Raw genomic sequence first — 14,709 nt, 5'->3', positions numbered from 1 at the left:
CGGGCGCGGACGTGGCAGGCTTGGAGCGTGACGGGTCGTGTGATGGTGGTCGACGCCGCCGGACTGTGGTTCCGGTCCTACTATGCCCTGCCGGAGTCGCTGACTGCGGCCGACGGCACACCGGTCAACGCCGTGCGCGGGTTCTGCGACATGCTCGCGCGACTGATCACCGACCGGCGCCCGACGCGGCTCGTGGTCTGCCTGGACGACGACTGGCGACCGCGGTTTCGCGTCGCGGCTCTGCCCTCGTACAAGGCGCACCGCGTCGCCGAGGCCGGCGACGGCGCAGCCGAGGAGGTCCCGGACGCGCTGGGCCCGCAGATCCCGATCGTCCTGGAGCTGCTGCGGGCGCTGGGGCTGACCACGGCCGAGGCCGAGGGACTCGAAGCCGACGACGTGCTGGGCACCCTCGTGGAACGGGAGCACCACGACGACGTCGAGGTCATCACCGGTGACCGGGACCTGTTCCAACTCGTGCGCGACGAACCCACGCGGACGCGCGTGGTCTACGTCGGCGCCGGACTGTCCAAAGTGCAGGACTACGGCCCCGCCGAACTCGCCGAGCGCTACGACCTGCCCGTCGAACGCGCGGGTGCGGCCTACGCGGAGATGGCGGTGTTGCGCGGCGATCCCTCCGACGGCCTGCCCGGAGTGGCCGGCATCGGGGAGAAGACGGCGGCGAAGCTGATCACGCAGTTCGGCTCCCTCGAAGCGGTGCTGGCCGCCGAGGCCGGGGATCGGCGGCTGACGGCACGCCAGCGGACCAAGCTCGCCGAGGCCGACGACTACCTCACCGCCGCCACCGAGGTCGTGCGCGTGGTCCGCGACGCGAACGTGGTCCGCGACCATTCCGACGACCACCTGCCGGACTCCCCGGCCGCCCCCGATCGAGTCGCCGCGTTGCGAGAGCACTGGAACCTGGGCCGTTCGGTGGATCGTTTGGTCACGGCGCTGAGAACGGCCGCGGACGTCCCTTCACGCGAGTAGAACGCAGTTTCGCGCGAAACCGGGTGACGCCCCGGCTCAGCGGCCCGGGGAACCCGCTCAGAAGCCCGTGCCGCACCAGGGAACCCCCGATGTCGCCAGCAGGCGGTCCGCCGTCTCCACGGCCGCGTCGTCGTGGACGGTGACGCGGTTGGCCGCCGCCAGGGTGGCAACGCTGACGTCACCCAGGTACAGAGCCCCGAGCATGTCGGCGTCCACGGTCAGCTGTGGCCGGTCCTCGCACCGCCGCGCACCTTCCGGAGCGAGGCGGTAGCACCCCGAGTTCGACGGCAGGAACGCGTCCCGCACCTCGACCACGACCGGCTCGGCCGCCCCGTAGGCGCGGGCCGCCAGCGCCGTGGGAACGTCGACCAGCCGCAGCCACAGATCGTCGTGCACGCCCCGCACGCGGCACTGCCTGCTGTCGGCCAACCACCACTCGAGGGGTTCGTCGAGCGGGCGATCGGCCGCGAGGATCACGTTGGCCAGATCCAGGTTCAGCAGGAACCGCCACAGCCCCACCGCGGCCGCGGCGTCGCCCCCACGAAGATCACTGACCTGCAACGTGCACACGCCGTTGTCGAAACGGTGATCGTTGATCCGGGTGTTCCACAGCGCGAAGCCGTCGTCGATGCCGTCGGCGTCGGAGTGCACGGCGACCCTGAGCTGCTCTCCCTCCGCGCCCGTGAGCAGCCGGGTGTCCCACCATCCCGGGGTGCGGGCGATGGCGCCCGGGCGTGCGGCACCGATCCGCTCGTAGATCTCCGGCAGGATCTTGCGCGCCTCGGCGACCCCGAGCAGCCGCACGTCTCCCCCGGAAGGCGCGGTGGGGGCCAGGATCGCTCGGTGGGTGTCCAACGAGACGGTGCGGGTCCGACTGGCCACGCCGTAACCGAAACGACCGTAGATCCCCGTCTCCGAGGCGTGCAGCATCGCCAGCGGCTCGCCCCGCTCCCGCACGTCCTCCAGCTGGGAACGCATCATCGAGGTGAGCACGCCGCGCCGGGTCCGGTCGGCCCGCACCCCCACGCCGGTCACGGCCGCCGCGGGCAGCACCGCTCCGCCGGGAACGCTCAGCGAGCTGGGCAACGACGTCGTCGTGCCCGCGAGTTCGTCGCCGAGGAAGTCCCCCCAGACCCTGCCGGTCTCGTAGCGCGCCACCAGGGCGGGCCAGTCGCCTTCCGTGGCCGGGGGACGATGCAGGGCTGCCATGAACAGCGTGTGCGCGTCGCGGTATTCGGTCTCGGCCAACGGCCGTACGTCGTGGTCGGTCACGCTCACCATGATGCCGAGGAACGCTCGCCGATTCGAATCGATTTCGGCTTTCTCACTCCGGCCTTCCGACCCGGTAGGTTCCCCTGTCGTCGGTGACCGTGACGGTGACGGTCCGCTGCTGACCGCCGACGCGGACCCGGCAGTCGAAGGCGTGGGACGGCTCGACCGGCTGACCCGGCGGGCACGTCACCGTGCCGACGCCCCGGATGCCGTAGGAGTCCTTCAGCGTGCGTTCGACACCCTGCTGCACCGCACCCGCGTCGAACACCGTGCGCGAGAACCATCCCGGCGCGACGAAACCGAGGAACAGCACCGCGAGGACGCCGAGCACTCCGATCCCGACCAGCACCCAGCGCAGCGGCGACCGTCTCCGCCGCGGAGCCGGCTCGTAGAAACCGCCCTCGGCGGGTACTCCCGTGGACGGTCCGTACGGAGCCGGCGGCGGAGTTCCCGGTGGAGGACCGTACGGGGTGCTCATGTGCGCCTCCCGGATCGACGTCGCCGCCAGATCCAACCACATTCACCCACCCGAGTGACGACCCGAGTGTCGAACGGCCCTACACCGCTCCCGCGGCCACGACACCGCGGCGGATGGCGGTCACGGCCTTGGCCGCCGCGCCACCGACCGGATCGGCCGTGCCGACGACGTCGCGGACCTGGTCCAGCAGGTCGATCACCTGACGACACCACCGGACGAAGTCCCCGGCGGAGAGCTCGTTGCCGGTCGACTCCGCGGCCGTGAGCACCCGCTCCAGCGACTCGCCACGCGCCCACCGAAACACCGGCCACGCGAATCCGGGGTCCGGTTCCCGGGTGCGATCGATCTTGTGCCTGCGCTCGTCGTCCTCCAGCTCGGCCCACAGCCGCCAGGTGGCATCCAGCGCATCGCTCACCGAGCCCGAGGGAACCTGCGGAGCCATCGCCCCCTCGCGCCGCGACTCGTAGACCAGCGAGGAAACCACCGCCGCGAGCTCGGCCGGTTCCAGTCCCCGCCAGGTCTCCTCGCGCAGGCACTCGGCGGCCAGCAGGTCCGACTCGCTGTAGAGCCGCGACAGCCGCTTGCCGTACTCGGTGACCGAGTCCTCGTCCTGCTGCTCGTCGGCCAGGTATCCCCGCTCGGTCAGCAGCGCGGTGATCCGGTCGAAGGAGCGGGCCAACGAGTGGGTCGTCGCGGCGACCTTGCGGCGCAACCCCTCGGTCTCGCTGCGCAACCGCTCGTAGCGCTCCGCCCACCGAGCGTGGCTCTCCCGGTCGTCGCAGCCGTGGCAGGGGTGGGAGCGCATGGCCCGCCGCAGGCTCGCCAGTTCCTCGTCGTCGCCGGTGTCGGAACTTCGCTTCTTCCGCCCGGACGGCGGCGTGATATCGGTGTTGCGCAGCGAGGAGGCCAGATCGCGACGCGACTTCGGTGAACGGGTGTCGACGTGCTTGGGCAGCTTGAGCTTGCCCAGCGGCTGCACCGGCGTGGTGAAGTCGGCGACCGAGACACGTCCGGACCAGCGGTCCTGTGTGACCACCAGCGGCCGGGGCTCGTTCATCGGCTCCAGCCCCGGATCGATCACCACGGCCAGCCCGGCCCTGCGCCCGGCCGGAATCGCGATCACATCGCCCTTGCGCAGGGACTCCAGCGACTTCGCGGCCTCTGCCCGCTGAGAGGCCTTGTTCTGCTTGGACAGGTACTTCTCGCGCTCGGAAATCCGCCGCCGCAGCTGGAAGTACTCCTCGAAGTCACCGAGCTCGCAGTGCATCGACTCCGCGTAGCCCTCGAGGGCCTCCGAGTTGCGCTCGACGCGGCGGGACATCCCCACCACGGAGCGGTCGGCCTGGAACTGCGCGAAGGACTGCTCCAGCAGCTCCCGGGCCTGCTCGGTCCCCACTCTGTTGACCAGGTTGACGGCCATGTTGTATCCGGGGCGGAACGAGGAGCGCAGCGGATAGGTACGGGTGGAGGCCAGCCCGGCGACCTGCTTGGGGTCCATGCCCGGCTTCCACACGACCACCGCGTGACCCTCGACGTCGATCCCGCGCCTGCCCGCGCGACCGGTGAGCTGGGTGTACTCGCCCGGGCTGAGGTCGACGTGGGCCTCGCCGTTGAACTTGACCAGCCGCTCCAGCACGACCGTGCGGGCGGGCATGTTGATGCCCAGCGCGAGCGTCTCGGTGGCGAACACGGCCTTGACCAGGCCGCGTACGAACAGCTCCTCCACGGTCTCCTTGAAAGCGGGCAGCAGGCCCGCGTGGTGCGCTCCCACCCCGCGTTCCAGCGCCTCGCGCCACTCCCAGTACCCGAGGACCTCCAGATCGTCCTCGGGCAGGTTGCTGGTGCGTTCCTCGACGACCTCGCGGATCTCGGCCAGCTCCGCCTCCGAGGTCAGGCGCAGTCCCGCCCGGACGCACTGGCTCACGGCCGCGTCGCAACCGGCGCGACTGAAGATGAACACGATCGCGGGCAGCAGGCCGGAGGAGTTGAGCCCGTCGAGGACGTCGACTCGCGAAGGCGCGAAGAACTTCGACCCGCGCGGCTTGTTCTTGCCGTTCGGTCCGCCCTTGGACCCGCGAGGCGGGCTGTGCACGCGGGAGAGCTCCTGGGTGTGCCGCACCAGGTTCGGGTTGATCTTGAGCTCGCGGTTGTCGGTCTCCCCTCCGAAGAGGTCGAACATGCGGGACCCGACGAGCATGTGCTGCCACAGCGGCACCGGACGGTGCTCGTCGACCACGACCGTGGTGTCCCCGCGGACCTCGACCAACCACTCGCCGAACTCCTCGGCGTTGCTCACGGTGGCCGACAGGCTCGCCAGCTGCACGTACTCCGGCAGGTGCAGGATCACTTCCTCCCAGACCGCGCCGCGGAACCGGTCGGCCAGGTAGTGCACCTCGTCCATGACGACGTAGCCGAGCTGGTCGATGGTGCTCGACCCCGCGTACAGCATGTTGCGCAGCACCTCGGTGGTCATCACCACCACCTGGGCCTCACCGTTGATGGAGGTGTCGCCGGTGAGCAGCCCCACCGCCTCGCTGCCGTGGCGCTGGCACAGGTCGGCGTACTTCTGGTTGGACAGCGCCTTGATCGGGGTCGTGTAGAAGCACTTGCGCCCCTCCGCCAGGGCCATGTGCACGGCGAACTCCCCGACCACGGTCTTGCCCGCACCGGTCGGTGCGCACACCAGCACGCCGTGGCCGGATTCCAGGGCCTGGCAGGCGGTGCGCTGGAACGAGTCGAGCTCGAAGGACATCTGCTCGGCGAATCCCGCCAGCTGCGGGTGGGCGGTACGGCGCCGATGGGCCGTGTAGGACTCGGCCGGTGTCATCCTCGCGGTGTTCGAACGGCTTTCAGCCACGCCCCCAGGTTTTCATACCAACGCCATCATGTCGGCGACGCGCGCCGAAAGGAACGGGACTCACGCCTCTCCGGGCCTTCGGTCCCCACGGCGCGGGCGAATCACGCGCAGCTTCTCCCGGGAGCACCGCAGCGTCAGCGGCAGTCGGGCCTGCGGTTCCCCGTCGGCGAAGGCCAACCACCCGTTCTCCCCGGACAACCGGACGCTGCTCGTGCGCAGCGTCCGCACCGCCGGGTGGTCGACGTGTCGCCCGGTGCGCAGGCGAGGCAGGATACCCAGCAGATCCCGGCGGGTCACCTCGCCCACGACGGTCACGTCGAGCAGGCCGTCGGTCGGGTCGGCATCCGGGCAGATCGGGACGCCACCGCCGTAGTGGCTCGTGTTGCCCACCGCGACCAGGGTCGCCGCCGTCTCGATCCCGCCCCGCTCGGTTTCGACGCGCAGGGGCATCGCGGCCAGCCCCAGCAGCTCCCGCAGCACGGCGAGGTCGTAGCGCCGCTTGCCGCGCGGCCACCGCATCCGGTTCACGCGGGCGTTGACCTTCGAGTCGAAACCCGCGCACAGCACCGTGGCGAACCACTCACCGCCGACGGCACCGCCCAGGTCGATGACGGACACGGATGCCGTGCTGATCGACTCGGCGACGACGCGGGCCGCCGTGAGCGGATCCAGCGGCATTCCCAGCGCGCGAGCCAGGTCGTTCCCGGTGCCCGTGGGGATCACCGCCAGTGCGGTGTCCGTGCCCGCGCACGCCTGCACCGCCTCGTGGACCAGTCCGTCGCCCCCGAGCACGACCAGCACGCCCGCTCCCTCGGCCACGGCCCCGGTCGCGTTCCGCCCGCTCGCCGTCGCCGAGGCGGCCGTGACCACCGAGACCTCCGCCACCGAGCGAAGGTGGTCGGCCACCGGGCCGGCCAACCTCGCGGCCACGCCGTCACCGGCGAGGGGATTGACCAACAGCACGCTGCGCACGAGACAGCATCCTCGCTCATCCACCCACGCGGTGACCAGAACCCATCACAGAACCGTCACGTCGCGTCGTCGTGTCCCCGCGGCGTTGCCGAGGGAGTCACGTCCAACGAGGACGGGGCGGTGTCGAGGTCGGAGGCCTCGTCGGGATCGGTCGCGCCCATCCCCTCGAGCTTGCGAGCCTTCGACCGGTCCTGGAGACGGCAGATCGCCAGGGCGACGACGTAGAGCAGGCACAGCGCCGCGGCGAGCACCATCATCGACAACGGATCCTGACCGGGCGTGGCGATGGCGGCGAAGACGAACAGCACGAACACGCTGCCTCTCCACCAGCTCTTGAGCTTGGCGTAGCTGACCACTCCCGCCCGGTTGAGCATCACCATGATCAGTGGCAGTTCGAAGCTGATGCCGAAGAACAGCAGCATCAGCAGCACGAAGCTGATGTACTCGCCACCTGTCAGCGCGGTGAAGAACGCCTCCCCGCCGAAACCGGCCATGAACGCCAGGCCCTTGGGGGCCACGAAGTAGGCCAGTGCGGCACCGCAGGTGAACAGCACGCTGGCCAGCCCCACGAAGGTTCCGGCGTACCTGCGCTCCTTGGCGTGCAGCCCGGGGGTGATGAAGGCCCAGAGCTGGTAGAGCCAGACCGGGCTCAGGATCACCGCGCCGAGCGAGAGACCCACCTTGAGCCGAAGGGTGAACACCTCGAACGGTTTGGTCTGCATCAGCTGGCAGCCCTGCCCTTCGGGGCTGAAGCGCACGCTCTTCGGCAGATCACAGTACGGACCGGTCACGAAATCACCCAGCGTGGGCAATCCGAACAGCGAGTTCGCGAACCACCAGAACCCGAAGATGCCACCGGCCACGATCGCCAGCATCGCCACTCCGAGGCGATACCGCAGCTCGTAGAGGTGATCGATCAGCGTCATGGTGCCGTCGGGATTGTGCCGACGGCCCCATCTGCGACGACCACGGCGGAACGGGTTCAGACGGTGAAGTGGGCTCCCTTCCACCGTGTCTCCAGCTCAGCTCTTGGTGTTGTCGCGCTGCGTGTCCTCGATGGGCGACGCCGTCTTGGGGGCGCTCTGCTCACCGGAGGTCAGCTGCTGCGGCTCTTCGGAGGACTTCTCGTTCTTGGCCGCTTCGTCGTCCTGCTTCATCCCGCGCGTCTCGGCCTTGAACACGCGCGCGGACTGACCCAGCGACCGAGCCATCTGCGGCAACTTCGTCGCCCCGAACAGCAGTACCAGGACGCCGACTATGAGTACGAGCTCCCACCCACCAGGAAAACCCATTCGTCCACACCTTTCACTAGAGACCTGCAACGGTGATGATACGCGGGGCGAGGACTTAATCGATAGCCTTATCACGAGGATGTGCGAACGCCGTTCGCAGGCCCGCCACTCGGGCACCGAGCACGCCAGCCCGGTCACCGAGGTCGTCGGCGACCTGTTTTCGCACGGCACTGAAGCGACGCACCGCCCGATACGTCGCGACCGACACGAAGGCCAGCAGAACCAGACCCAGCACCAGCAGACCGAGGCTCAACACATAAGGCACGCGCTCACCGTAACGCCCTCAGGGAAACGGCAGATGACGTGACCGCTCCAGCGCCTCGTACGCACGGTGACGTGCCCGTGTCCCCAGCTCCGGCGGAGACACCACCCGCACCCGGCCGCCGAGACCGAGGACCAGCCGCACCATCCACGCCCGGTCGGTGTAGCGCATGCGCACGCGCACCCGGCCCTCCGAGAGCTCGGTGAGTTCGTCGACCGGGTAGTACTCGGCCACCCAGCGGGCCTCCGGCTCGAGTTCCAGCACCGCCTCGGGCTGGTCGGGCAGCGGCCGGAACGGGCCCTCCGAGAAGTCGCCCGGGGCTGCCCGGGTCGGTGGTGCGGCGGGCTCGTCGAGGACGTCGATCCCGTCGATGCGATCCATGCGGAACAACCGGACCCCCTCGGCCCGCCGGCACCACGCCTCCAGATAAGCGCGCCCCTCGACCAGCACGATGCGCATCGGGTCCACGGTGCGATCGGTGACCTCGTCGCGTGAGGCGGTGTAGTACCGCATCCGAAGCGCCCATCCCCTGGCCGTGGCGTCCCGCGCCGTCGCCTGCACGCCGGAGGTCGCCGCGTCCTGGTCGGCCAGCTCCACCACGACCCCGGTGGGACGGGCCTGTCCGACGGCGTCCTCCACCTTCACCAGCGCACGGCGCACCGCGTCGGCTTCGGTGACACCCGGCGTCTCGGCCAGTGCCCGCAACGCCACCAACAGGGACGTGGCCTCCGACGCGGTCATGCGCAGCGGCCGGCGCATCCCCGCGTCGTAGGTGACCGTGACGGTCTCGCCCTCGAAGGACAGGTCGATCAGGTCACCCGGGCCGTAACCGGGCAACCCGCACATCCACAGCAGCTCCAGATCCCGCCGCAGCCGCTGCCTGCTGACGCCGAAGTCCGCGGCCACTTCGGTCACGGAGGCACCGGGGCGGCTCAGCAGGTAGGGCACGAGTGCCAGCAGCCTTCGGAGTCGTTCGTTCGCGCCGCTCATCGGACTCGCTCCCGTTGCTCGGCCACGCCGATGTGGGCTTCGCGGACCGCCTTGCGCAGGATCTCCGGCTCCACGACGACCACGTCCGGGCCGTACCCGGCGATCCAGCCCGCCGCCGACTCCGGATAGCCCAGCTCCAGCTCCATCAGGTCCCCGGCGACCCCGTCGAGCTCGTAATCACCCGTGCGCGTGGCCCAGCGCCGCACCCCCTGAGCGCACCCGCTCGCCACCCACAGGCGAGCTCGCGTGCTCGGTGGCGCCGCACGCTCCTGCCCTGCCACGATCCCCAGCAGGTCGATGTCGTCGGGGCGCCGCACCACCCCTGCCGCACCGACGGTGGCGACGTCACCGGAGATGCGCGAAAGCCGAAAACAACGCCGCGCGTCACGATCGCGGTCGTGGCCGACCACGTACCAGCGCCCTCGCCAGGAAACCACGCCCCACGGCTCGACCGTGCGCCGACCGACCTCGCTGTTTCCCGGGCGGCGGTAGTCGAAGACCACGGCCCGGCCGGTCCGCACCGCGGCCAGCAGCGGCGCGAACGCCGGTTCGCCCGTACGCACCTTCGGTTCGAGCGAGGCCGAGGCGTTCTCGTCGACGTCCACTCCGGCGGCACGCAGCTTCAGCAGTGCGCTGCGGGCGGCTCCGGCGAACTCGGGGGAGTCCCAGGAACGGGCCGCCAGGGCGACGGCAGCGGCCTCGTCGGGACTCAGGTCGATGTCACCGAGTTCGTAGTCCCGACGGGCGATGCGGTACCCGTCGACGAGGTCGAACGCCGAGTTGCGTCCGGTCTCCAGGGGCACCCCGAGATCGCGCAGCTCGGCCTTGTCACGTTCGAAACTCCGGTAGAACGCCTCCTCGCTGGCTGCGTCGGCGTAGCCGGGCACGATCCCCCGGATCCGCTCCGCCGTGAGGTACTGGCGGGTGGACAGCAGACACAGCACCAGGTTCACCAGGCGTTCGGCGCGCGCGGTGGCCACCGCACAACTCTAGCGCCCCACCAACACACGTGCGGAGCGGGCGGGCGGTGGGGACGTGAGGACGCGGGTTCGCGGGAACCACCTGCTCAAGCTGCACAGTTCGTCAGGCAAGCGGCGAAGCCGCTTTCCTCCAAGCACGCAAGCCGACCCGCCGGGGGTTCTCAGACGTCGCCTCGCGCGGAAAGCCCCGACGTGGCGTAGTACCTACTCGAGGTCGGGGATCCCACAGCGAGGCGGTGCCTGAGGTTCCCCTACCTGACCCGCTACGCAAGTTGACCCAAAATATGTACTCGTCTCAGGGGCCCGGTTCGTTGTGGTACCAGGGCCGCGCCTGTTCGAGCTGGGAAGCGAGTCGGAAGAGCACACCCTCCCCCGCCAGCGGGCCGACGAACTGCACCCCGAGCGGAAGACGGTCCGGGGTCCAGTACAGCGGCACCGACATCGCCGGACGCCCGGTGATGTTGGCCAACTGGGTGTAGGGCACGTGCCGCAGGTTCTCCCGGGCGATCCGGTCGACCAGCCCGGAGCGGTGCAGCACCGGCCCCATCCGCAGCGTCAGCGCCATCCGCCCCGCCGCGTGCAGCAGCGAGGGCGTGGCGAGCTGGCCGATGCGGACAGGGGGCCCGGCCAGGCTCGGGGTCAGCAGCAGATCGTGGCGCTGGTGGAAATCGGCCAGCTTCCGGGTGTGCCGGTGCCAGCGGTCCAGCGTCGCCGAGTACTCCGGGCCGCTGACGCCGCGACCGACGGCGGCAAGCAGTCGGCTGTCGAGTTCGAAGGAGTCCGGGGGCGCACCGGCCCGCACGGCCTCGTCGATCGAGGCGGCCAGCTTCACCGACCAGGCCCGCAGGAAGTCCACCGCCAGCGCGTCCAGGTCCACCGGCGATTCCACCGGTTCGACCTCGTGGCCCAGCTCGGCCAGGAGACCGGCGGCGTCGTTCAGCGCCGCCTCCGCATGGGGGTGCGGTGCTCCCAACGCCGATTCCGCGCTGAACCCGATCCGCAGTCGGCCGGGATCACGCGTCAGCTCGCGGGTGAATCCCCGCTCCGGCGTCCCCGGAGAGTACGGCCCGGCGGGGTCGGGACCCACCACCGCCTCCAGCGCGGCGGCGCTGTCGCGAACGCTGCGCGAGAGCACGCCGTCCAGGGCCGCGCCGTGGAAGTTCTCCGCCCGCTCCGGTCCGGCGGGAACGAGTCCCCGCCCCGGTTTGAGCCCGAAGAGCCCGCAGCAGGCCGCCGGGATCCGGATCGAACCGCCGCCGTCGCTGGCTCCCGCCACGGGCACGATCCCGGCGGCGACCGCCGCCGCCGCACCCCCGGAGGAACCTCCGGGGGTGCGGCTCAGTCCCCAGGGATTGCGCGTCGGGCCGAAAGCCTCGGGTTCGGTGATCGGCTTGGCACCGAACTCGGGCGTGTTGGTACGGCCGAGGACGAGCAGCCCCGCGTCGAGCCAGCGGCGCACCACTTCCGCGGTCCGCGTCGACGGGACGCGCAGCAGTCCCCGCGAACCGCCGCTGGAGACCGTGCCCGCCCACTCCTGGTGCAGGTCCTTGAGCAGGAAGGGCACTCCGGCCAGCGGCCCGGAACCCACCCGGTCCTCGTCGCGGGCGGCCTCGTACCTGGGCCGGGTGATCGCGTTGATCAGGGGGTTGACCCCCTCGGCCCGGGCGATGGCCGCCTCACGCACCTCGCTCGCCGGAACCTCCCCGTCGCGGATCAGCTCCGCCAGTGCCACGCCGTCGTGTTTGCGGTACTCCGCGTAGTCCACGCCGCCACCTTTCGACCGTCTCTCCTGTCTCCCTATCGGAAAACGGCGGGCTGGGCCAGGGGACGCTGGGACCATCTGCGCACCGGCGAACTCGGCAAGAGGGCATCCCCCACATGGCCGACGCCCGGGGATGCATCCGGGTTGACCGGCGAGTGCGTCAGCCGACGCGGACGAAGGCCCGGGCCGAGGCGGCCCAGCGGTAGTACTGGATCCAGGTCCGGTCGGTCTCGATGTCGGTGATCGTCACCGCCATGAGGCCGCCGTGGACCGCGACGTCGGTGGGCTGGTGCGTCCACACGCCGGTGCTGACCACGGTGCCCAGCGCACGCACCGTGCCGTCGGCACGGGTGGTCATGCCGATCAGCGAGGTCGAGTACTCCGAGGCGGGCGGCCCGCAGTCCATGAAGATCAGCGCGTCGGTGACGCCCTCACCGGTGACGTCGGCGTAATGGATCTCCCTGTCCGGTGTGAAGCGATAGATCGAGTCATCCACACGCCCCTCGCCGTCGGTGAAGTCGACCGTGTTGCGCGGGCAGGAGCCCACCGGCGGCAGCGGCAGCGTCGCGTCGTGCCAGTCGACGTCACGCACTCCCGGCGCAGCCGACTGTGCCGGATCAGCCGTCGGCGCCGGGGACGCCGCGGCCGTGGCCCCGCCGCCGATCATCACCACGGTGGCGAACAGCACCGCGAGGACGGGCCGCATTCCCTGTGAACTGCTCATTTCGTTCTCCCTGCTGTCGAAAGTCCCTCGATCGCGACGGATTACCCGTCACCGAGAAGACGCCACACCCGCCCCATCGGTTGCTCGGTTGAGCAGCTTGACATTCGGGTTTACTGGTTGCATGGTTAGCTACATGACTAATGAACCAACCAACCTAGACGCCCCGGAAAGCGGGACACCGTGATGGACGAGGGGCGGCCGCTCTTTCGCCAGATCACCGACCAGGTCGAGAGCTCGATCATCGACGGATCGCTGGCCGAGGAGACCCGAGCGCCTTCGACCAACGAGTTGGCCGCCTTCCACCGGATCAATCCCGCGACCGCGGCCAAGGGAATCAACCAGCTGGCCGACGACGGGATTCTCTACAAGAGGCGAGGTATCGGAATGTTCGTCGCCACGGGCGCACAGGCCAAGATCCGCCAACGGCGCCGGGAACGGTTCGCCCACGAGTACGTGCATCCGCTGCTCGTCGAGGCCCGCAAGCTCGGTCTGAGCACCGAGGAGCTCAAAAGCATGATCGAAAGCTGGGAGGACCAACGGTGAACCCCGTCATCAGCATGTCCGAGGTGACCAAGCGCTACGGCGACGTCACCGCGCTGGACGACGTCAGTCTCTCCGTCCGGGAGAACACGATCACCGGTCTGCTCGGCCGCAACGGCGCGGGCAAGAGCACCCTGATGGGACTGCTGACGGGTCAGGCCCTGCCCGGTTCCGGCCGGATCGAGGTCTTCGGCTCCCACCCCTACGAGAACGAGGCGGTGCTCTCGCAGGTCAGCTTCATCAAGGAGAGCCAGCGCTACCCCGACAACTTCAGGGTGCGACACGTCCTGCGCGCCGCACGCGCGCTGTACCCGAACTGGGACCAGGAGTTCGCCGAGTCCCTGCTGGAGGACTTCCAGCTGCCCCCGAGCCGGCGCGTGGTCAAGCTCTCGCGGGGCATGTTCTCGGCGGTCGGCATCGTCATCGGACTCGCCTCCCGCGCCCCGCTGACCCTGTTCGACGAGCCCTACCTGGGGCTGGACGCGGTGGCCCGGCAGCTGTTCTACGACCGGCTGCTGGCCGACTACGCCGAGAACCCGCGCACGGTGGTGCTGTCCACCCACCTCATCGACGAGGTCAGCGACCTCATCGAACACGTGCTGCTCATCGACGGCGGCCGGATGCTGCTGGACCAGGACGCCGAGACGCTGCGGGAGCACGCGGTCACGGTGACCGGCCCGACCGCGGCGGTCGACGAGTTCACGGCCGAGCACGAGGAGCTGCACCGCGAGCAGGTGGGCGGCTTCGCGCGGGTGACCGTGCGCAACACGGGCGCCTCCGCCGATCGCACGCGCGCCCGCGGCCACGGCGTGGAGCTCGAACCGGTGTCGCTGCAGCAGCTCGTGGTGCACACCACCACCCGCAACACCTCCTCGAAGGAGTCCTCCCGATGAACCGCATCCTCGCCACCGCACGGGTCCAGCTCGCCGCGTGGCCCAGCACCCTGGGAATGCCCTGGCTCGTCCTCGGCGGAGCGTTCCTCGTCAACCTGATGGTGTTCGCGCTCATCAACACGTCGAACGAGGACGCGCACACGGGTGGGCTGGTGACGTTCTACGTCGTCGTGCTCGTCGCCTACGTCGTCACGATGACGCAGTACTTCCCGATGATCCTCGGGATGAGCGTGACGCGGAGAACCTTCTACCTCGCCACCTGCCTGATGGCCCTGGTCCAGTCCCTGGGCTACGGCGCCGTGCTCACCGTGCTAGAGCTCGTCGAGAGCGCCACCGGGGGCTGGGGCGTGTCGCTGCCGTTCTTCGGCGTCGAATTCCTCCAGCAGAGCAACGTCCTGCTGCAACTGCTCGCCTACGCGGTCCCGACGCTGCTGGTCTCCTCCCTCGGGATGTTCTTCGGCGTGACCTTCAAGCGCTGGGGCGTAATCGGTATGTACACCCTGGCCATCGCCTCCCTGGTCGTCTTCGGCGGTCTGGCCGTGCTGGTGACGTGGCTGCGCTGGTGGGGAGCCATCGGGGCGTGGTTCGCCGACCAGTCCTCGCTGGCCCTGCTGGCCGGTTGGCCCGCCCTGCTGACACTCGTGCTGGCCGCCGTCAACTTCCTCATGCTCCGTCGCGCCACCCCCTGACCAGCGAACCG

Annotated in this window: 15 protein-coding genes; 4 read left to right on the top strand and 11 right to left on the bottom strand. The window is 70.0% G+C overall.

Features of this window, described 5'->3' with window-relative positions; translation table 11 throughout:
• The first annotated feature begins 42 nt into the window (after positions 1 to 42).
• A complete protein-coding gene (locus FHX42_RS05115; RefSeq protein WP_182543525.1) occupies positions 43 to 987 on the top strand; it encodes a 5'-3' exonuclease in 945 nt (314 codons plus the stop codon).
• Between the two features lie 57 nt (positions 988 to 1,044).
• Here FHX42_RS05115 and FHX42_RS05110 read toward each other — a convergent pair whose 3' ends face one another.
• The 11 genes from FHX42_RS05110 to FHX42_RS05060 all read right to left on the bottom strand — a co-directional run bounded on the left by FHX42_RS05110 (position 1,045) and on the right by FHX42_RS05060 (position 12,576).
• Entirely contained in the window at positions 1,045 to 2,268 is a 1,224-nt protein-coding gene (locus FHX42_RS05110) for a GNAT family N-acetyltransferase (protein ID WP_220479502.1), read from the bottom strand.
• Positions 2,269 to 2,311: 43 nt separating this feature from the next.
• Entirely contained in the window at positions 2,312 to 2,779 is a 468-nt protein-coding gene (locus FHX42_RS05105) for a DUF4333 domain-containing protein (RefSeq protein ID WP_182542965.1), read from the bottom strand.
• A gap of 37 nt (positions 2,780 to 2,816) precedes the next feature.
• Complete coding sequence (locus FHX42_RS05100) at positions 2,817 to 5,564, bottom strand: DEAD/DEAH box helicase (protein WP_182542964.1); 2,748 nt, start codon at positions 5,562 to 5,564, stop codon at positions 2,817 to 2,819.
• Positions 5,565 to 5,654: 90 nt separating this feature from the next.
• Positions 5,655 to 6,566 (bottom strand): diacylglycerol/lipid kinase family protein, encoded by a 912-nt coding sequence (locus tag FHX42_RS05095; RefSeq protein WP_182542963.1) that lies wholly within the window; start codon positions 6,564 to 6,566, stop codon positions 5,655 to 5,657.
• 56 nt (positions 6,567 to 6,622) lie between these two features.
• Positions 6,623 to 7,492 carry a twin-arginine translocase subunit TatC gene (tatC, locus tag FHX42_RS05090; protein ID WP_182542962.1) on the bottom strand — a complete coding sequence of 290 codons (870 nt, stop codon included), beginning with the start codon at positions 7,490 to 7,492 and terminating at the stop codon, positions 6,623 to 6,625.
• Between the two features lie 96 nt (positions 7,493 to 7,588).
• Entirely contained in the window at positions 7,589 to 7,858 is a 270-nt protein-coding gene (tatA, locus tag FHX42_RS05085; RefSeq protein ID WP_182542961.1) for a Sec-independent protein translocase subunit TatA, read from the bottom strand.
• 55 nt (positions 7,859 to 7,913) lie between these two features.
• A complete protein-coding gene (locus FHX42_RS05080; RefSeq protein WP_182542960.1) occupies positions 7,914 to 8,123 on the bottom strand; it encodes a bacteriophage holin in 210 nt (69 codons plus the stop codon).
• 18 nt (positions 8,124 to 8,141) lie between these two features.
• Entirely contained in the window at positions 8,142 to 9,110 is a 969-nt protein-coding gene (locus tag FHX42_RS05075) for a helix-turn-helix transcriptional regulator (protein ID WP_182542959.1), read from the bottom strand.
• Positions 9,107 to 10,090, bottom strand: coding sequence for a helix-turn-helix transcriptional regulator (locus FHX42_RS05070; RefSeq protein WP_182542958.1), 984 nt, complete (start codon positions 10,088 to 10,090; stop codon positions 9,107 to 9,109). The genes FHX42_RS05075 and FHX42_RS05070 overlap by 4 nt, the downstream gene beginning before the upstream one ends.
• 295 nt (positions 10,091 to 10,385) lie before the next feature.
• A complete protein-coding gene (locus FHX42_RS05065) occupies positions 10,386 to 11,855 on the bottom strand; it encodes an amidase (protein WP_182542957.1) in 1,470 nt (489 codons plus the stop codon).
• Positions 11,856 to 12,012: 157 nt separating this feature from the next.
• Complete coding sequence (locus FHX42_RS05060) at positions 12,013 to 12,576, bottom strand: hypothetical protein (protein WP_235986892.1); 564 nt, start codon at positions 12,574 to 12,576, stop codon at positions 12,013 to 12,015.
• A 183-nt stretch (positions 12,577 to 12,759) separates the two neighbouring features.
• Here FHX42_RS05060 and FHX42_RS05055 point away from each other — a divergent pair, with 183 nt between their 5' ends.
• From FHX42_RS05055 to FHX42_RS05045, 3 genes are read left to right on the top strand one after another with little or no spacing between them, the layout of a single operon-like run.
• A complete protein-coding gene (locus FHX42_RS05055; RefSeq protein WP_182542956.1) occupies positions 12,760 to 13,119 on the top strand; it encodes a GntR family transcriptional regulator in 360 nt (119 codons plus the stop codon).
• 14 nt (positions 13,120 to 13,133) lie between these two features.
• Complete coding sequence (locus FHX42_RS05050) at positions 13,134 to 14,009, top strand: ABC transporter ATP-binding protein (protein WP_182543523.1); 876 nt, start codon at positions 13,134 to 13,136, stop codon at positions 14,007 to 14,009.
• Positions 14,006 to 14,698, top strand: coding sequence for a hypothetical protein (locus tag FHX42_RS05045; protein WP_182542955.1), 693 nt, complete (start codon positions 14,006 to 14,008; stop codon positions 14,696 to 14,698). The genes FHX42_RS05050 and FHX42_RS05045 overlap by 4 nt, the downstream gene beginning before the upstream one ends.
• Positions 14,699 to 14,709: the final 11 nt, after the last annotated feature.

This window comes from Halosaccharopolyspora lacisalsi (genome assembly GCF_014137975.1).
Classification (GTDB): domain Bacteria; phylum Actinomycetota; class Actinomycetes; order Mycobacteriales; family Pseudonocardiaceae; genus Halosaccharopolyspora; species Halosaccharopolyspora lacisalsi.
Note: the sequence above shows the minus strand (reverse complement) of the source record. Positions and strands in the feature narration are given on the sequence as shown.